Origin of the sequence: Phenylobacterium sp. Root700 (genome assembly GCF_001429025.1) — a bacterium.
Lineage (GTDB): Bacteria > Pseudomonadota > Alphaproteobacteria > Caulobacterales > Caulobacteraceae > Phenylobacterium.
In genome coordinates, this window is the sequence record NZ_LMHT01000035.1 from 135,933 (window position 1) to 153,433 (window position 17,501).

Annotated in this window: 14 protein-coding genes and 1 tRNA gene; 6 read left to right on the top strand and 9 right to left on the bottom strand. The window is 68.3% G+C overall.

Annotated features, from left to right (window positions below):
- The first annotated feature begins 6 nt into the window (after window positions 1-6).
- Window positions 7-882 carry a phenylalanine 4-monooxygenase gene (gene phhA / locus ASE02_RS20360; protein ID WP_056736869.1) on the top strand — a complete coding sequence of 292 codons (876 nt, stop codon included), beginning with the start codon at window positions 7-9 and terminating at the stop codon, window positions 880-882.
- On the opposite strand, the gene ASE02_RS20365 is transcribed toward phhA, so the two are convergent.
- Genes ASE02_RS20365 through ASE02_RS20375 form a run of 3 tightly spaced genes read right to left on the bottom strand, consistent with a single transcriptional unit; the run spans window position 879 to window position 7,215 of the window.
- Window positions 879-1,253 carry a lipoprotein gene (locus tag ASE02_RS20365; protein WP_156406162.1) on the bottom strand — a complete coding sequence of 125 codons (375 nt, stop codon included), beginning with the start codon at window positions 1,251-1,253 and terminating at the stop codon, window positions 879-881. The genes phhA and ASE02_RS20365 overlap by 4 nt on opposite strands.
- 8 nt (window positions 1,254-1,261) lie before the next feature.
- Window positions 1,262-5,443 (bottom strand): translocation/assembly module TamB domain-containing protein, encoded by a 4,182-nt coding sequence (locus tag ASE02_RS20370; RefSeq protein WP_056736873.1) that lies wholly within the window; start codon window positions 5,441-5,443, stop codon window positions 1,262-1,264.
- On the bottom strand, window positions 5,440-7,215 hold the full coding sequence (locus tag ASE02_RS20375) for an autotransporter assembly complex family protein (protein ID WP_056736875.1): 1,776 nt from the start codon (window positions 7,213-7,215) through the stop codon (window positions 5,440-5,442). Before ASE02_RS20375 ends, ASE02_RS20370 begins: the two co-directional genes overlap by 4 nt.
- 311 nt (window positions 7,216-7,526) lie before the next feature.
- Between ASE02_RS20375 and ASE02_RS20380 the strand changes: the two genes are divergently transcribed.
- The 3 genes from ASE02_RS20380 to ASE02_RS20390 are packed head-to-tail and all read left to right on the top strand — an operon-like array spanning window position 7,527 to window position 10,878.
- Window positions 7,527-8,948, top strand: a complete 1,422-nt coding sequence (locus tag ASE02_RS20380) for a circularly permuted type 2 ATP-grasp protein (protein ID WP_056737404.1) — start codon at window positions 7,527-7,529, stop codon at window positions 8,946-8,948.
- Window positions 8,945-9,889 carry an alpha-E domain-containing protein gene (locus ASE02_RS20385; RefSeq protein WP_056736877.1) on the top strand — a complete coding sequence of 315 codons (945 nt, stop codon included), beginning with the start codon at window positions 8,945-8,947 and terminating at the stop codon, window positions 9,887-9,889. The genes ASE02_RS20380 and ASE02_RS20385 overlap by 4 nt, the downstream gene beginning before the upstream one ends.
- Window positions 9,890-9,900: 11 nt before the next feature.
- Window positions 9,901-10,878, top strand: coding sequence for a transglutaminase family protein (locus ASE02_RS20390; RefSeq protein ID WP_056736879.1), 978 nt, complete (start codon window positions 9,901-9,903; stop codon window positions 10,876-10,878).
- Between the two features lie 122 nt (window positions 10,879-11,000).
- On the opposite strand, the gene ASE02_RS20395 is transcribed toward ASE02_RS20390, so the two are convergent.
- The 3 genes from ASE02_RS20395 to cysT are packed head-to-tail and all read right to left on the bottom strand — an operon-like array spanning window position 11,001 to window position 13,757.
- Window positions 11,001-12,035 carry a sulfate/molybdate ABC transporter ATP-binding protein gene (locus ASE02_RS20395; protein WP_056736881.1) on the bottom strand — a complete coding sequence of 345 codons (1,035 nt, stop codon included), beginning with the start codon at window positions 12,033-12,035 and terminating at the stop codon, window positions 11,001-11,003.
- Window positions 12,036-12,051: 16 nt separating this feature from the next.
- Window positions 12,052-12,894, bottom strand: a complete 843-nt coding sequence (gene cysW, locus ASE02_RS20400) for a sulfate ABC transporter permease subunit CysW (protein WP_369818597.1) — start codon at window positions 12,892-12,894, stop codon at window positions 12,052-12,054.
- Window positions 12,891-13,757: a sulfate ABC transporter permease subunit CysT gene (cysT, locus tag ASE02_RS20405; RefSeq protein ID WP_056736886.1), complete on the bottom strand. Its 867-nt coding sequence runs from the start codon at window positions 13,755-13,757 to the stop codon at window positions 12,891-12,893. The genes cysW and cysT overlap by 4 nt, the downstream gene beginning before the upstream one ends.
- A 309-nt stretch (window positions 13,758-14,066) precedes the next feature.
- Between cysT and ASE02_RS20410 the strand changes: the two genes are divergently transcribed.
- A complete protein-coding gene (locus ASE02_RS20410) occupies window positions 14,067-14,291 on the top strand; it encodes a hypothetical protein (protein ID WP_056736888.1) in 225 nt (74 codons plus the stop codon).
- A gap of 243 nt (window positions 14,292-14,534) precedes the next feature.
- Here the strand turns inward: ASE02_RS20410 and ASE02_RS20415 are convergent.
- A tRNA-Lys gene (locus ASE02_RS20415) sits at window positions 14,535-14,609 on the bottom strand.
- 117 nt (window positions 14,610-14,726) lie between these two features.
- Between ASE02_RS20415 and ASE02_RS20420 the strand changes: the two genes are divergently transcribed.
- Entirely contained in the window at window positions 14,727-15,314 is a 588-nt protein-coding gene (locus tag ASE02_RS20420; protein WP_056736890.1) for a hypothetical protein, read from the top strand.
- Here the strand turns inward: ASE02_RS20420 and tgt are convergent.
- Window positions 15,299-16,414 carry a tRNA guanosine(34) transglycosylase Tgt gene (tgt, locus tag ASE02_RS20425; RefSeq protein ID WP_056736892.1) on the bottom strand — a complete coding sequence of 372 codons (1,116 nt, stop codon included), beginning with the start codon at window positions 16,412-16,414 and terminating at the stop codon, window positions 15,299-15,301. The two genes, ASE02_RS20420 and tgt, sit on opposite strands and share 16 nt — an antisense overlap.
- Window positions 16,414-17,487 (bottom strand): tRNA preQ1(34) S-adenosylmethionine ribosyltransferase-isomerase QueA, encoded by a 1,074-nt coding sequence (queA, locus tag ASE02_RS20430; protein WP_056736894.1) that lies wholly within the window; start codon window positions 17,485-17,487, stop codon window positions 16,414-16,416. The genes tgt and queA overlap by 1 nt, the downstream gene beginning before the upstream one ends.
- Between the last annotated feature and the right edge of the window lie 14 nt (window positions 17,488-17,501).

Here is a 17,501-nt window from a genome sequence, read left to right on the forward strand (position 1 = left end):
AGCGTCATGAACGCAGATGATTTCAGCGGCGGCCCGCCTGTGGGCGCACGGCCCGATTGGACGATCGACCAGGACTGGGCGGCCTATAGCCAGGCTGAGCACGCGATCTGGATGACGCTGTATGAGCGCCAGTCCAAGCTCCTGCCCGGCCGCGCCTGCGACGCCTTCCTCAAGGGCCTGGACGCCCTGGACCTGCATCGCGGCGGCATTCCCGATTTCGCGCGCATCAACGAGGAACTGAACCGGCTGACCGGTTGGAGCGTCGTCGCGGTGCCTGGCCTTGTGCCCGACGAGGTGTTTTTCGAGCACCTGGCCAATCGCCGCTTCCCGGCCGGCCGTTTCATCCGCAAGCCCGACGAGCTGGACTATCTGGAGGAGCCCGACGTCTTCCATGACGTGTTCGGCCACGTGCCGATGCTCACCGATCCCACCTTCGCCGACTACATGCAGGCCTATGGGCAGGGCGGATTGCGCGCCCTGGGCCGAGGCCAGCTGCACAATCTGGCGCGGCTCTACTGGTACACGGTCGAATTCGGCCTGCTGGAGACGCCCGAAGGCCTGCGCATCTACGGCGCCGGGATCGTTTCGAGCCGGGCGGAATCGATCTTCGCCCTGGACGATCCTTCGCCCAATCGCCTGGGTTTCGACCTGGAACGGGTCATGCGCACGCCCTACCGGATCGACGACTTCCAGCAGGTCTATTTCGTGATCCCGTCGCTAAAGGCGCTGCTGAACGCCACGCTGCAGGATTTCGCGCCGATCTATGAACGTCTGAGCCAGGCGCCGGATATCGCCATCGACGTCATGGCGCCGGGCGATCGCGTATTCACCTGCGGAACCCAGGACTACGCCAAGACCGGCGGACGGCTGGCCTCGGCCTAGCCCCCGGCCTTTTCCCGCGCCATCAGGGTCTGAATGCCCTTCTGGACCTCCAGCCGCTGGGCGGGCGTGAAGACGCGGTAGCGTTGGGACTTCGGTCCCGAAGCGGCGCTGATCTCCTGGTCGGTCACATAGATGAACCGGCCCTGGAAGGCGCCGGTCACGGGCTGGCCATAGGCCATGCGGATGCCTTCCAGCCGCACGGCGCAGTTCTCCAGCGTATCGATGTTGGGCGCGACGGGCCGGAAGTCCGGCTTGCCGTTCATCCCGTCGGCCATGCGCCAGCAGACCCCGGTATTGCCGGGCGCCGTCAGCGGCTTCTCGCAGCCGGACAGCGCCGCCACCGCGCCCAACCCCAGCAAAACCCTGCGCATGGCGCTCCTCAGTAGTCCTTGCGCCAGCGAACGGCGAGCTTGCCGTCCCCCTGGCTGGCGAGCTTGGAGATGATGGAGAGGTTGCGGCCGAGTCGCCACTCGACCTGCGCCGATGGCCCCTCGCGGCCGCCGCCGGTCAGCTCCAGATAGACGTCTTCGGTCAGGTACTTGCCGCCGGACACCGTGACACCGGACTCATCGCCCCCAGCCAGCGCCAAGCGGTCGAGACCGGCGAAGCTGCGCAGGTTGCCGATCACGTCGAAGCCTCCGCCGCCGGCCAGCGACGACAGCGCCGAGGCGAGCTGAGCGGCCTCGAGCGGCGACAGCTGCGCGGCCGAGCGCCCGAACAGCACCTGCGACAGCACCTCGTCGTTCGGCAGGACCGGCACCGAGGTCAGGGTGATCTCGGGCTTGGCCGCCGTGCCTCGGATGCGCACCACGGCGGTCAGCGACGGGTCGTCGCGGGTCGCGGTCAGGTCCAGGCGGATCGCCTCCGGCTTCGTGGCCAGGGTGACGACGCCCCGATCATCGAACTCGAAGCGCTTGCCCGCGAAATCGTACTCGCCGCGCACGACCCGGGCGGTGCCGGCCAGGGTCGGCCGCGCCGTCGTGCCGCCGACCTTGGCGTTGAGGGAAAGCTCCACATCCAGGCCCCTGCCCCGCAGGAATATCCGCCTGGGGGCCTTCAGGGTCACGTCGAGGGCGATCGACGGCCCCCTGGAGACGACCGGTTGCAGCGATTGAGAGAGGTCGGTGGGCTTGTTGCGCTCAATCACGTCCATCGAGACCACGCCTGACGGCGCCGACATGTTCGCCGAGACGTCGGCGCGATCGATGGTCAGGTCGCCGCCGAGACGAACCTTGCCATCGGCGGCGCGGTCGAGCGTCGCCTGCCCCGAGGCCGAGGCGCTGGCCATGTCGTTGTCGATCAGCCGGAAGTTCTTCAGATCCAGCAAGAAGGTCGAGGCGCCTTCGCGAAGCAGGCTGACCTTGCCGGACCCCGACAGCGTCCCGCCATGCCCGTCCGCCCCGGTGGCCTGGGTGATGTTGACGGCGTTGTTGGCGAAGGCCGCGCGCAGGACCACGTCGGTCAGCACCAGGCCGGTCGCGCCGTCGGAGAAGCGCCCCTTGTCCACCTCCACCTGGCCGGTGGCGTTCGGATCGGCCAGCGTGCCGCCCAGGGTTCCCTGAAGCTGGACATGTCCCGCCAGCTCCCGTTCGCCCCCAACCAGCAGCTCCCACAACGGCTTGACCTCGCCATCGGCGAAGAAGTCGCCGCGGATCGGCCGGGTGCGGGCGATGGCGATGCGGAACGGGCTCGCCGAAGCCTCGGCCGGCAAGACCACGTTGGCGTTGGCGCGCAGGCCCTGCTCGTTGGTCACGGCGGCGGTCAAGGTCACCGCGTCGTCGTCCAGAAGCGCCTTCAAGGAGCCGTCCATGCCAAGCTCGCGCGGCGAACCGCGGCCCCGGGCGTCGTCGAGCTTGGCGTCCAGGGTTCCGGTCAGCTGCTTGCCCCGCCCGGTGAGGGTCAAGGTCGCGTCGGCCCGGCCAGTGAGGTCGGAGTTGAGGACGCCCAGTCCGAGGTGTTCGATCTGCGCGTGAATGTCGGTGGCGTCCTTGGTGAGCCGCCCGTCAAGGTCGATGCGTCCGCCGTCGCCGGCCGCCAGACGCAGCCGGGCCGTCTGCTCGGGGCCGCCGAAATGAATCGTCGCGGTCTCGGTGGTCTTCAGATCGCGACGGCCCAGTTGCCCGCCGCCATCGAAGGTCAAGGCGTAGCCGGGCTTGGCCTCGGCCAACAGCCCGCTCCCCTTGGCGCCCCAGCGCCCGTTGTTGGAGATCCCTTCCAGATCGACCGTGTAGGGCAGCCGCGATAGCGGGCCGTCGGCGGTGATCAAGCCCGTCCGCACCGCGAACTTGGCGCCTGGCGGAACCGCATCGGTCGCCTTCAGATTCAGGGTCCCACGCGGGCCGCCGGCGGCGTCGACGATCTTTACGACCCCCGTCACCTCGCCATTCTCCAGGAAGGCGCCCTTGGCCACCCGCAGCTGCAAGTCGGCCGCCGAGGGCGTGTTGCGCCGGAGCGCGATGGAGCCCTCAGCCGAAAGACCGCCGGCGTCGAGCGACAGGTCCGACAGGTCCACCCCGCCATTGGGGAAGCGGAAGGCCGAGCGGGCCTGGGCCGGTCCATAGTCGCTGGCCGCCGTCAGGGCGACGACGCCGCTCGAACCATCGGCCCGGCTCATGAAACTCAGGGTAAGCTTGGCGTCCTTCAGCGGCAGGCGCGGGATGTCGATGGCCTCGAAGTCGGCCAGCAGGTCCGCACGCGGCGCACTGAGCGTCCCGGTCACGGCGCCAGATCCCTTGGCCTTGCCGGTGATCTCCACGGGGCCCGCCCGGAAAGGACCGTCGGCCGACCAGTCGAGCTTGAAGCGCATGGCGCCGTCGGCGCCCAGCACCCCGGCCGTCGCCGCCTTGATCGCCGCGCCGTTCAGGGTCCCGTCGGACACCGAGATCTTGCGCCCCTCGACATTGGCCCGCGCCTGCAACCGCGGCGTTGCGCCCAGCAAGCGGTCCAGTTCAGCGAAGCCTGAGGCGAAGCGTGCGCCCTTGGCGTCGAGACTGAGCGTCCAGGGTTTGCCAGCGCCCGATTGGGTCGCCGACCAATCGGCCGACAGCGCGCCGGAGGCCCCGGCGCGGGCGGCGGCGAGGTTCGAGAAGTCGGCCTTGCCCTTGAAGTTCAGGCCGCCCAGCAGGCTACGGCCGCCGTTGGCGCGAACCTTGAGACCGACGCCGGTCGCCTGGACGTCGCGCAGCAGCAATCGGCCGTCAGCCAGTCGCGAGGCGTCGAAGGACGCCGTGGGCCGTGCGCCCAGCAGCGCCGCCGCGAGGCCCGATCCACGCCCGCCGGCCCCGGCGATCTTGCCCGCGATCGCCACCACGCGATCACGGCGGGTCAGGACGAACGGGCCGGAGACCCGGTCCAGGCCATAGTCGCCCAGCGTCAGGCGCGCGACGTCGGCCGTACCGGCGAAGCGCAGATCATCGGCGTTTCCGGTCAGCACGCCCTCGACCCGCCCCAGTCCCATCGGCGGACCGCCGGTGACCTTCGAAAGCTCCTTGGCCGCCGCTGTCATCGCGACGCCCGCGGGGCCGGTCCGGCGCTCGCCCAGATTGGCCTTACCCTTGGCCGTGACCGCCAGATTGGCCGACGTCACCTGGGCGTCGAGGTCATAGAGCGAGGCCCCGGCCTCACGCCCCGAAATCGTGAATTGTGCTTCCGGTCCAAGGCGTTCGACCAATTCCTTCGTCAAGGTCGAGGCGTTCAGCAGCACCCGTCCCTGCGCCGAACCGCCCTGCTTGTTCCAGGCGCCGGAGGCTTCCACCGGCTTGATGGCCCCGGAGGTCGCCAAGGCGGTGAAGCGGCCCTGCGGGCCTTCACCCTTGGCCTGGACCTGCAGCGAGAAGGGTCGGTCGGTCGGCAAGCCCAGGCTGCCCGCCAAGGCGCCGCCCTTGGCCTCTTCGGCGTCGGCGCTCACCAGCAGCGGCCGCCCACCGCCGAAATCGAACTCGGCGTTCAGATGGTCGCCGGGGTGCAGAACGCTGGCCACGGCGACCTTGCCGCTCTGGCCGCCGTTGCGACGTTGAACGTCAACGCTCGCCACCACGTCGTAGACCCCGCGCGCGACGCTGAACTCCGGCGTCAGTTCAAGACGGGTCGCGGCGCGATCGATATCGATCGAGATCGGCAGCCCGGCGGACTCGCTCTTGGGCTCCAGCGTCGGGCGGCGCAAGATCGTCACCTGTTCGGCCTTGATATCGTCCGCCCGGAATTTACGCCTGAAGAGTTCGGCGTAACTCCATGTCAGTTCGATATTTTTGGCCTCCAGCCAAATACCCTTCTCGTCGCTGATCGTCAGCCGGCGCACGGTGAAATCGCGCCAGACATCGCCGCCCAGCCCCTCGATTTTCAAGCGGCCAAGCCGGCCGATCTTCAACCCGCTGGCGCGCGCCTCGATCAGCAGCCGGCCCTGCGGCAGCAGCACGCCATAGCGGGCGGTCAGCGCCGTCGCCCCGATCACCAGGGCCAGCAGCAGGCAGATCGCGACGATGATCTTCGGCAGGATCGAGCTCTTCGCGACCTTGACGGCCGCCTCGGCCACCTCCTCGACGGGTGTCGGCGTCTCGCTCAAAACGATTGCCCGATGCTGAGATAGATCTGGAACGCCGGGTCGCCCTTACGCTTGTCGAGCGGAATGGCGATGTCGGCGCGGATCGGCCCGAAGCCGAGATCGTAGCGAACGCCGACCCCGGCGCCGACGCTGAAATTGTCGCCGCTCGGGAACTCGTCGGTCCCGACCGCGCCAGCGTCGAGAAAGGCCACGACGCCCCAGTGCTGGCCGATCTTCTGACGCAGCTCCACCGAGGTCTCGAGCACCGACGCCCCGCCTTGCGGCGTGTTGTCGACGGATCGCGGCCCGATCGCCTGATAGGCGTAGCCGCGAACCGAGCCGCCGCCTCCGGCGTAGAATCGCCGCGAAGCCGGCACCTGAGGCACGGTCGCGCCAAGGATGACGCCCGCCTTCAGGCGTCCCGCGACGACGGTGCGCGCCCGCGCGTCGAACGGGAAGTAAGCCGAGCCCTGAGACTGGACCTTGAGGTAGGGCAAGCTGTCGTCGCCGAACAGGTAGGTCGGCTCGGCCCGCACCTCCAACCGCCAGCCGCGCTTTGGGTCCAACGGATCGTCGGACCGATCGAGCGCGCCCGCCGCCAGACCGGCGGCCGTGAACAGGTTGCGGCCGGGCGAGTTCACGTGAAGGTTGTTGTGTTCCTCGGTCTGGCTGTAGTCGAGCGACCCGCCGAGCGTGATGTACGACGTCTTGCGGAACCGCCGCTGGATGTCCGCGCGCACGCCGAACCCGGTTTCGTCATAGGCGTCGGTGCGGTTGAGATATCCCCCGGCCCCGGCCTTGAACGTCTGCTGTGGACGGCGCCAATGCGGCAGGGTCAGTTCCCCGCCGAGCCGGCTGTCGATGTTCGAGGCCCTGGCCAGGGCCGCGACCGTGTCGGCCCGCCCGAAGATGTTGTAGCGGGTCCACTTGGCGTCGGCGCCGACGCCTTCGCTGGTGGAGTAACTGGCCCCGAGCTCCACGGTGCGCGGCTTGCGGTCGGCCAAACTGACCAGGATCGGCCGCAGCCCGTCGCTGGTGGCCTGGTCTTTCGGCGCCAGGGACACCGTCACCGAATCGTAGACCCCGGTGTCGAGCAGCCGACGCTCCAGTTCGCCGACGTCCTCCGGATCGTAGACCTCGCCGGGCTTCCACGGCGCCAGGTGCTCCAACCAGGGCCGGTCCGTACGCCCCTCGGTCAGCAGTTTGAGCCCATCGAGCCGCACTAGGTCGCCGGCCTCGATCTTGTAGGTCGGGCGCACCGTCCGGTCGGCATGATCGACAATCACCTCGCGCGGCGCCGAAGCGACGTCGGCGTAGCCGCGCTTCTGGACGGCGGCGACGATCCGGCCCTCGGCGTTGATGACGTCCACCGCCCGGCCCGGCGCGCCGGTGGCCAGGCCCATGACCGCTTCGCCGGCCTGACGCACCTCCGGCAAGGGCGCGGGCTCCAGCCAGTCGATCTGCGGCTCGGCGATCGTGAACCGCGGCCCCGGCTTGACCTTGATGATGGGCGTCGGCGTCTCGCCGTCGCCGACGTCAGGCTCGACGTCGTAGGCGTAGTAACCCTCGGAGCGCAGCACGGCGATCACGTCCTCGCCGGCGTCGCGCGCACGGCGGCGGGCTTCGAAACGATTGGCGACGGGTTTGTCGGATTCGCCGACGGCGCGCGCCACGGCGTCGCGCAGGCTCGCGTCGAGCTCGCCCTCCACGCTCGCCCGTGGCGATTCAGCGTGAGCGGCTCCCGACGCACATATGGCCGCCGAGGCGGCGACCGCGACGACCAATCGTCCCACGCCTAATCCTTCAATCGCGCCCCAGATTCCGATGTAGCCCGCGTCGCGGCGCGCTGTCACCCATGCCGAGCGGGTCAAGCTGCATTCCCGTTAAGCAGGCGCCTGCCCAATTGCTGGGCGCCCAGGCCATGAAGGATCGCCGTTACCAAAAAGCCGCTCGATTCCCGCCTGCGCTTCCTAAGGTCGAAGTCCCGACGACGCGAGAGGATCTTGTGGTGGAGTACGGCGTGGCGACGGCTCACAGATCTGATCAGGCGGCCGCGCACGCGACCAATTCCCCCGACGCGCCGCCGGCCGCGCCCTATGACGAGATGCTGACGGCCCTGGCCGAGGTCCGCCCCCACTACAGCGCCCTGGACCGGCGGATCGCCACCCTGGCCGCCGCCGAGATGTCGGAGCGCCAGCGGACGCTGGAACGGTTCTTCCTGCTGCAGGGCATCACCTTCACGGTCTATGGCGGCGAAAGCTCCACCGAGCGGATCATTCCCACCGACCTGCTGCCGCGGATCATCCCGGCCGCCGAGTGGGCGACGATCGAGGCTGGTCTGACCCAGCGGCTGCGCGCGCTGAACATGTTCCTCGCCGACATCTACGGCGAACAGCAGATCCTGATGGACGGGGTCGTGCCCCGCGAACTGGTGCTCGGCGCCCCGTCCTATCGGCGGGAGATGCAGAACCTCTATGTGCCGCATCAGGCCTACGCCAATGTCTGCGGCTCGGACCTGATCCGCCAGCCGGACGGCGCCTTCGCCGTGCTGGAGGACAATCTGCGCGTCCCGTCCGGCGTCTCCTACATGCTGGCCAACCGCGAGGCCTCGCGCCGGACCTTCCCGGGCACATTCAGGGCCGCGGGCGTGCGCGCCATCGACCGCTATCCCGACCTGCTGCTGGCCACCCTGAAGGGCATGGCGGCCGACTGGCGGCCCAATCCGCAGATCGTGGTGCTGACGCCGGGGGTCTACAACTCGGCCTACTACGAACACGCCTATCTCGCCCGGCTGATGGGGTGCCCGCTGGTCGAGGGCCGCGATCTCGTTGTCCACGACAACATGGTCTACATGCGGACCACGACCGGCCTGCGACGCATCGACGTGATCTATCGCCGGGTCGACGACGACTTCATCGACCCCCTCACCTTCCGGCGCGATTCCGGGCTTGGGGTCGCAGGGCTGTTCAACGTCTACCGCGCCGGCAATGTGGTGATCTGCAACGCGCCGGGAACCGGCGTGGCCGACGACAAGGCGGTCTACGCCTATGTCCCGGCGATCATCCGCTACTACCTCGGCGAAGACGCCATCCTGCCGAACATCGAGACCTATCTCTGCCGCGAGACCTCGCAGCTGAGCCATGTGCTCGCCAATCTGGACAAGCTGGTGGTCAAGGCGGTGGGCGCCTCGGGCGGCTACGGCATGTTGATCGGCCCCCACGCCAGCCAGCAGGAGCGCGAGGACTTCGCCCTGGCGATCAAGGCCGATCCCGCCAACTACATCGCCCAGCCGACCATTCAGCTCTCCACCGCCCCCTGCCTGATCGACGGGGTGATCGAGCCGCGCCACGTCGACCTGCGCCCCTTCATTCTCTCGGGCGAGAAGATCGTGGTGACGCCCGGCGCCCTGACACGGGTGGCCCTGCGCAAGGGCTCGCTGGTGGTGAACTCCAGCCAGGGCGGCGGCTCCAAGGACACCTGGATCCTGGAACCCGACGGCGCGGCCGATCAGGAGGGACGGCCATGATGCTCGCGAGGGTCGCCGACAGCCTCTACTGGATCGGGCGCTATGTGGAACGCGCCGAGCACATGTGCCGTCTGTCGGACGTGATGCTGAACGCCACCCTGGACCGCACGCAGGCTGCGGACCAGGTGACCCGGATCGCCTTGGCCGCGGTCGGCGATCCTGACGCCGCCCATGTCGGCAGCCCCTATGACCTGGCCTTCTCGCTCGCCCTCGACCGCGAGGACCCCGGCTCCATCACCAGTTCGCTGGCGCTGGCCCGCGAGAACGCCCGCCAGGTCCGCGACCAGATCACCACGGAGACCTGGGAGCGCCTGAACCTGATCTATCTGCGGATGGCCGGGCCAGAGGCGCCCAAGGCCTTCGCCGACGGTGCCTCGGTCTTCCTGCACGACATCATCGCCGACCTGCATCTCTTCAAGGGCGCGGCCGACGCCACTATGAGCCATGGCGAGGGCTGGCGATTCTTGCTGCTCGGCGTCCATCTGGAGCGCGCGCAGCTGATCGGCCGGCTACTGCAGGTCTGTTTCGGCGACGCCAGCCGCCGGCCGCTGGACGACCACATGGCGTTGATGAGCGTGCTGCGGATGAGCTGCGCGCTGGAGCCGTATCTGCGCCGCTTCACGGCCGACATCCAGCCCCGCAAGATCCTGCAATTCCTGCTGCTGGACGAGGAGTTCCCCCGCTCGATCCGGTTCTCCACCGCCCGCATCGAGGAGCACCTGAGCGCCACCGCCCGCTATGTCGAGGCGACCGGCCACGCCGGCCCCGAACGCCTGGCCGGCCGGCTGCGCGCGCGCCTGCAATACGCCGACATGGAGGAACTGGAGGCGGCCGGCGCCAGCGCTCTGATCTCCACCGTGCTCGACGAGTGCGCGGCCCTGCACCAGGCGATCTACGACACCTTCGTCGCCTATTCCCTCGAAATGCGTCTGCCGGCGTAAGGACCAGACCCGTGCTTTTGGAAGTCCGCCACGTCACCCAGTACCACTACGCCGAGCCCGTGCGCGAAAGCGTCATGGAGGTGTGGATGCAGCCGCAGAAGGGCGCGCGCCAGCGGCTGGTCTCCTTCGAGCTCGAGCTTGATCCGGCCGCCCAGCTGTTCTCCTACGCCGACCCCTTCGGGAACGCGGTCTATCATTTCGACGTGCCCCAGCCGCACGACCGCCTGAACATCGTCGCCCGCTCGGCGGTTGAAACCCAGGCGCCGGCGCCGTTGCCTGACTCCCTCGACCAGGGGGAATGGGACCGCCTGCGCAGCGACTTCGTCCGCGGCGAGAACTTCGACTTCCTGACCCACCACGGGTTCGCCATCGAAACCGAGGCTCTGCGGGCCTATGTGGCCCTGCATGAGCTGGACGAACTTCGCCGTCGCGATCCGCTCAGCGCCGTGCGTCAGCTCTCCCAGACCATCTACGCCTCCTTCGGCTACGAGGCCGGCGTCACCCGCGCCGACAGCCCCATAGACCTGGCGCTGAAGGCCGGTCGCGGGGTCTGCCAGGACTTCGCCCACATCATGATCGCCATCTGCCGCTCCTGGGGCGTCCCAGCGCGCTATGTGTCGGGCTACCTGTTCACCGACCGACAGGCGGGCGACCGCTCGGACCCCGACGCCACCCACGCCTGGGTCGAGGTGTTCCTGCCCTCCACGCGCTGGATCGGCCTGGACCCCACCAACAATGTCGAGGCGGGCGAGCGCCACATCGCCGCCGCCGTCGGCCGCGACTACAACGACGTGCCGCCCTCGCGCGGGGTCTACAAGGGCGAGGCCGAGAGCCAGCTGGCGGTCGGGGTGTCCGTCCGCCGCGCTCGCGCCGCCCTGACCGAGCCAGAATTCATCCGCCTGGCCCAGCCGTCGTTCTCACGCGGCGGCCGACGCCGCGGCCCGGTCGGCAGCCTGGTCTATGACCAGCAGCAACAGCAACAGCAGTAGGCGCCGCCCCCTCCGTCTCGGCGCGTTGCGCCGATCCACCTCCCCCAGCGGGGGAGGATTTGTTTCGCAGATGCTCCCCCACTGGGGGAGCTGTCAGCGAAGCTGACTGAGGGGGAAGGCCCCTAGGCGCTGAACACGTAGGCCCGGTCGGCCGAGAGGTTCAGCTTGGCGCCCGGCTGCAGTTGTCCAGCGCTCTGCCGCGCGAAGGCGGCCTCGATCCGCTGGCCGCTTGGCGTCGCCCCGTCGACCCGCACCACCGCGCCCTGCGGCGCGATCCGCTCGGTGACGATGCTGAGGCTGGCCTGATCGGCCGGGGCCAGCACGAACTCATGGGGCCGCACAAAGGCCACCGCCGCGCCGTCGGCGACGCCGGGCGCGGCCAGTTCGATATCGACCGACTTGAAGCGCCCGCCCTTCACCGCGCCCTCGAAGCGGTTGGCCTCGCCGACGAAGCCGCAGACGAAGGCGCCGGCCGGATTGTCATGCACCTCATGCGGCGCGCCGATCTGCTCGATCGCGCCCTTGTTCAGGATCGCCACCCGGTCGGCCAGTTCCAGGGCCTCTTCCTGGTCGTGGGTTACGAAGATCGTGGTGACGCCGGTGGCGTCGTGGATCCGCCGCAGCTCCTTGCGCAGCGACTTGCGCACCGTGGCGTCCAGGGCCCCGAACGGCTCGTCGAGCAGCAGGACGCTGGGGTTCACCGCCAAGGCCCGGGCCAGGGCTACGCGCTGGCGCTGGCCGCCCGATAGCTGAGCCGGGTAGCGCTTGCCGAGTTCGCCCAGTTCCACGAGCTTCAGCAACTCGTCAACGCGGGCGGTGATCTCGCTCTTCGACGGCTTGGCCTGCCCTTTGCGGACGTCGAGACCGAAGGCCACGTTCTTGGCCACGGTCATGTGCCGGAACAGCGCGTACTGCTGGAACACGAACCCGACCCGGCGCGCGGCGGCGCTGGTGTAGGTCATGTCCTGGTCGCCGTAGAGCACCTGGCCCTTTTCAGGGAACTCAAGGCCCGCGATGACCCGCAGCAGCGTGGTCTTGCCCGAGCCGGACGGGCCCAGCAGCGCCAGAAGTTCGCCATCGGCGATCTCCAGGCTCACACCGTTGAGCGCCGGAAAGCGGCCGAAGGTCTTCTCCACCGATCGGATGGAAATGGTCATGCAGTACGTCTCTCGGTCAGTGGCGGCCGGGCCGCGACTGCGGCTGGACGAGTTCTAGCAGGGCCTTGAGCACCAAGGTGACGATGGCCAGGAAGCACAAGAGGCCGGCGACAGCGAAAGCTCCAACGAAATCATACTCGTTGTAGAGGATCTCGACATGCAGCGGCATGGTGTTGGTCAGGCCGCGAATATGGCCCGACACCACCGACACCGCCCCGAATTCGCCCATCGCCCGGGCGTTGCAGAGCAGGACGCCGTACAGCAGGCCCCAGCGGACATTGGGCGCGGTCACGCTCCAGAAGGTGCGCAGGCCCGAGGCGCCCATCGAGACGGCCGCCTCCTCCTCGTCCACCCCCTGCTCCTGCATCAGCGGGATCAGTTCGCGGGCGACGAAGGGGAAGGTCACGAAAATCGTCGCCAGCACGATGCCGGGGATGGCGAAGATGATCTTGATGTCGTGGTCCAGCAGCCAGGGCCCGAACCAGCCCTGGGCGCCGAACACCAGCACATAGATCAGGCCCGCCACCACCGGCGACACCGAGAACGGCAGGTCGATCAGGGTGATCAGGAAGGGCTTCAGCGGAAACTCGTACTTGGCGATGGCCCAGGAGGCGCAGAGCCCGAACACCACATTGAACGGCACGGTGATCGCCGCGGTGATCAAGGTCAGCTTGATGGCCGCGCGGGCGTCCTCATTCTGGATGGACTCCAGCGCCGCCGGCAGACCCTTGCGCAGGGCTTCGAAGAACACAGTGACCATCGGCAGGATCAGCACGCCGACCAGGAACAGGCCGACCAGCCCAAGGATGATCGCCTTGGCCCAGACGGGATCCTCGGTGGGATGACGCAGGCGGCTCATTGGCCGAGCCTCCGCGCCCAGGCCTGGATGGCGTTGATGACGAACAGCATCAGGAACGAGACCGCCAGCATGACCACTGCGATGGTCGCCGCGCCGGCATAGTCGTACTGCTCCAGCTCGATGGTGATCAGCAGCGGGGCGATCTCTGACTTGTAGGGCATGTTGCCCGCGATGAAGATCACCGAGCCGTACTCACCGACGGCGCGGGCGAAGGCCAGCGCGATCCCGGTGAGCCAGGCTGGCCCCAGCGCGGGCAGGATCACGCGAAGAATGGTGTCGAACCGGCTCGCGCCCAGGCTGGCGGCCGCCTCTTCGACGTCGGAGGCGAGGTCGCGCATCACCGGCTCCAGCGTGCGCACCACGAACGGCAGGCCGATGAAGGTCAGGGCGATCACCACGCCCAGCGGCGTATAGGCGATCTTGATCCCAGCCGGCGCGAACAGCGCCCCGATCCAGCCGTTCGGCGCATAGAGGGTCGCCAACGCGATGCCGGCCACCGCGGTCGGCAAGGCGAACGGCAGATCGATGATCCCGTTCACCAGGCTCTTGAAGGGAAACTGGTAGCGAACCAGCGCCCAGGCGGTCAGCACCCCGAACACGCCGTTGATGACCGCCGCGATCAGGGCGGCCCCGAACGACAGCCGATAGGCGGTCAGGGCCCGCTCGTTGAACGCTGCGTGCAGGAATTCGGGGAAGGTCTGCTCCGAGGCCTTGAGAGCCACGGCCGCCAACGGGATGAGGACGATCAAGGACAGGATCGTCAGCGTCACCCCCATGGTGACGGCGAATCCGGGGATCGCGGAACGGCGACGGACCAGCGGTCGACGCGCCGCGACGATCTCGGAGGTGACGGTCGCGGTCATTCAGGCGGCCCCGGTTCAAACGCATAAACGCCGAGGTGCGCGGATAGCTGCGCCTCGGCTCGCACTCCGGTTAATTCCCAGCGCGCCTATCGACAATATAGTTTTTCTGAGGGCGCGAAGGGAAAGGCTGAGCTAGGCGTTGGTTGGCACCGACCGCGCGCGCCATTCCCACCGATATCCCCCGCGTCACGGGATCGCGGCGGCGGCGAACACGAAAAAGGTTCATTGCGCCCCGCTCGAAAAGGGTTCAGCTTCCTCAAAGACCCTCAAGAAGGTTGAGTACAAAGAATACCTTAGGGAGAAACGAGCGTGAAAATCTTCGCGTTCATGGTTGCGCTCAGCGTCGCTGCGGCGGGGCTTGCGGCCACTCAGGGAAAGCACGCGATCGGCGACGCAAAGCCGAGCGCACGGGAGGCGACGACCGCCTTCTGGACGAGCTACACCCCAAAGCAGCAAGCCGTGCAGGTGGCGACCGTTCAGCCCGCCTATACGTACCAGACGCCGCAAGCGACTCGCCTGCTGAAGACCTGGTAGCCGGCCGCCCTCGGTCAGGCGCCGACCGGTCGGCTCTCAACGCCCCATGCGTGGGGCGCAAACCCCTTCGTCATTCCCCAAACGTCCCCGCGACCTGAGTCGGACCTTCGCGTCGACGCAATAGCGGAATCACTTTGGATAAACGTCTGCACGCCGCGCTTGATGGCTAGGTATTGAACGCCTGACGGCTGCTTCCGCAAAGGCCTGCGAAACAGAAAAAGCCCAATCTTCTCAAAGGAAGATTGGTAGGCCGGGTGAGTTTCGAACTCACGACCATTCGATTAAAAGTCGAATGCTCTACCACTGAGCTACCGGCCCTCGGCGCGACGTGCTGGACGCCGTGCGAAGCGGCGCGGACCATATGCGGGGGACTTCGCCGGAGCAAGAGCGTGTGTCAGCTTTCCTTCACCCGCCGACCATGAATACGATGGCCCCATGCGAAAGATCATTTATCCCCTGCCCCTGCTCTTCCTGCTCTCGGCCTGCCTGACCGGCCGTGCGGACGGGTCGCCCCAGGTCCAGACGACCTCGGAGGCCAAGCGTGAGAGCATCCAGGGCGCGGTGGCCGCGCCGCTGCGCGACGTCAATGTCCTGCGCACCAAGATCCCGCCGATCCTGCTGGACGCGATGGCCGATCCCTACCAGCGGCCCAAGCCCGCCACCTGCGCCGGCATCACCGCGGCCATCCTTCCGCTCGATGAGGCCCTGGGCACGGACCTGGACCAGGCATCGGGGGAAGACGGCGACATGATGGAACGCGGCCGCGGCGCCGCCCTGGGCGCAGTGGCCAGCTTGGCCTCCGGCGTCATCCCGTTCCGGGGCTGGGTGCGGCAACTCACCGGCGCCGAGCGTCACGACAGCCTGGTCACTGACGCCATCACCGCCGGCGCGGTTCGGCGGGCCTATATGAAGGGCCTGGGCGAGGCCAAGGGCTGCCATCCGCCGGCGATCCCGTCGCATGTCCTGACCGGCGCCAAGCCCGTCCCCAGCCAGGACATGAAGCCGCGTTATCCGGTACGCTGACGCGCCTTGAAGTCGCGCCGGAACTGCTCGAACCGGCCTTCGGCGATGGCCGCGCGCATCGCCGAGGTCAGGGCCTGGAAGTGGGCGATGTTGTGCCACGACAGCAGCACCTGGCCGAGGATCTCCTCGGACTTCACCAAGTGATGCAGATAGGCCTTGGAATAGTAGGACGAGGCCGGGCAATCGCTGGTCTCGTCGAGCGGGCTGTCGTCCTCGGCGAAGCGGGCGTTCTTGAGATTGACCGAGCCTTCCCAGGTCCAGGCCTGGCCATGACGGCCCGACCTCGTCGGCAGCACGCAGTCGAACATGTCGATGCCCCGGGCCACCGCCTCGACCAGGTCGATGGGTTTGCCGACGCCCATCAGGTAGCGCGGCCGGTCGGCGGGCAGCATGGCGGGCGCGTAGTCCAGCACCTCGCACATCGCCGCATGCCCCTCGCCCACGGCCAGTCCGCCCAGCGCGTAGCCGTCGTAACCAGTCTCGATCAGGCGATCGGCGGATTCGCGGCGCAGATGCTCGAAGGTCGAGCCCTGCTGGATGCCGAACAGCGCCTGGCTCTCACGCTCCCCGAACGCCGCCTTTGACCGCGCGCCCCATCGGGCCGAGAGCCGCATGGCCTCGGTCGCCCGCTTCTCCTCCGCCGGCCAGGCGACGCATTCGTCCAACTGCATAATGATGTCGGAGCCCAGCAGATCGGCCTGGATCTGGATGGAGCGTTCCGGCGTCATCACGTGCCGCGAGCCGTCGATGTGGCTCTGGAAGGCGACGGCCTCCTCAGTGACCTTGGCGATCTTGGACAGCGACATCACCTGGAAGCCGCCGGAGTCGGTGAGGATCGGCTTCTCCCAGCGCATGAACCGGTGCAGGCCGCCCAGCCGGGCGATCCGCTCGGCGGTGGGACGCAGCATCAGGTGGTAGGTGTTGCCCAGGATGATGTCGGCCCCGGTCTGGGCCACCTGATCGACGGTCAGCGCCTTGACGGTCGCCGCCGTGCCGACCGGCATAAAGGCCGGGGTGCGGATATCGCCGCGCGGGGTCTTGAGCACGCCGGTGCGCGCGCCGCCTTCAGTGGCGAAAATCTCGAACGGGAATGCGGCCACTAGGCCCTCCAGAGCAGGCTGGCGTCGCCATAGGAATAGAAGCGGTAGCCATCGGCGATCGCATGGGCGTAGGCCGCGCGCATGGTCTCGTAGCCCGCGAAGGCCGAGACCAGCATGAACAGGGTCGACTTCGGCAGATGGAAATTGGTCATCAGCCCATCGGCGGCGCGGAACCGGTAGCCGGGGGTGATGAAGATCGCGGTCTCCTCCGCGAAGGGCCGGATGATCCCATCCTCTCCGGCTGCGCTCTCGACCAGCCGCAGCGAGGTGGTCCCGACGCAGATGATACGCCCGCCGGCGGCCTTGGCCGCATTGAGCGCCGCGGCGGTGTCGGCGTCGACCTCGCCGTACTCCGCATGCATCCGATGCTCGGAAAGATTCTCGGTCTTCACCGGCAGGAAGGTGCCGGCCCCCACGTGCAGCGTCACGAACTGCAGGCTCACGCCCATCGCCTCCAGCCGCTCCATCAGCTGGGGCGTGAAATGCAGGCCGGCGGTCGGCGCGGCGACGGAGCCTTCCTCGTCGGCATAGACGGTCTGGTAGTCGGCGCGGTCCTGGGCGTCTTCGCCCCGCTTGGCGGCGATGTAGGGCGGCAGCGGCATGGAGCCGCGCTCGGCGATGGTCGCATCGAGATCAGGCCCGGCCAGGTCGAAGCTCAGCGTGACCTCGCCGCCCTCGCCCTTCTCGATCACCGTGGCGTCGAGCGCGCCCAGCAGGCAGGCCCGATCCTCCATGGCGCCGAAATGCACCCGGTCGCCGGGCGCCAGCTTCTTGCCCGGCCGCATGAAGGCGGTCCATTTGGAGGGCGAAAGCCGCCGATGCAGAGTGGCTTCCACCGCGATGTCCGAGCCTTCACGGACCCTACGCCCCTTCAGGCGCGCAGGAATGACCCGCGTGTCGTTGAGCACCAGGACGTCGCCGGCGCGCAGCTGACTCGGCAGGTCGGCCACGGTCGCCTCGGCGAGCGGACGGCCAGGATGCACCAGAAGCAGGCGCGCAGCGTCGCGCGGATTGACCGGACGCAGGGCGATGCGGTCTTCTGGCAGTTCGAAATCAAAGTCGGCGAGTTGCATGGGCGCGTTTGAAG

Excerpts from the sequence above, each read along its gene's own strand:
- phhA (WP_056736869.1), top strand. The coding sequence starts at position 7 with ATGAACGCAGATGATTTCAGCGGCGGCCCGCCTGTGGGCGCACGGCCC.
- ASE02_RS20365 (WP_156406162.1), bottom strand. The coding sequence starts at position 1,253 with ATGCGCAGGGTTTTGCTGGGGTTGGGCGCGGTGGCGGCGCTGTCCGGC.
- ASE02_RS20380 (WP_056737404.1), top strand. The coding sequence starts at position 7,527 with ATGCTGACGGCCCTGGCCGAGGTCCGCCCCCACTACAGCGCCCTGGAC.
- ASE02_RS20385 (WP_056736877.1), top strand. The coding sequence starts at position 8,945 with ATGATGCTCGCGAGGGTCGCCGACAGCCTCTACTGGATCGGGCGCTAT.
- ASE02_RS20395 (WP_056736881.1), bottom strand. The coding sequence starts at position 12,035 with ATGACCATTTCCATCCGATCGGTGGAGAAGACCTTCGGCCGCTTTCCG.
- cysW (WP_369818597.1), bottom strand. The coding sequence starts at position 12,894 with ATGAGCCGCCTGCGTCATCCCACCGAGGATCCCGTCTGGGCCAAGGCG.
- cysT (WP_056736886.1), bottom strand. The coding sequence starts at position 13,757 with ATGACCGCGACCGTCACCTCCGAGATCGTCGCGGCGCGTCGACCGCTG.
- ASE02_RS20420 (WP_056736890.1), top strand. The coding sequence starts at position 14,727 with ATGCGAAAGATCATTTATCCCCTGCCCCTGCTCTTCCTGCTCTCGGCC.
- queA (WP_056736894.1), bottom strand. The coding sequence starts at position 17,487 with ATGCAACTCGCCGACTTTGATTTCGAACTGCCAGAAGACCGCATCGCC.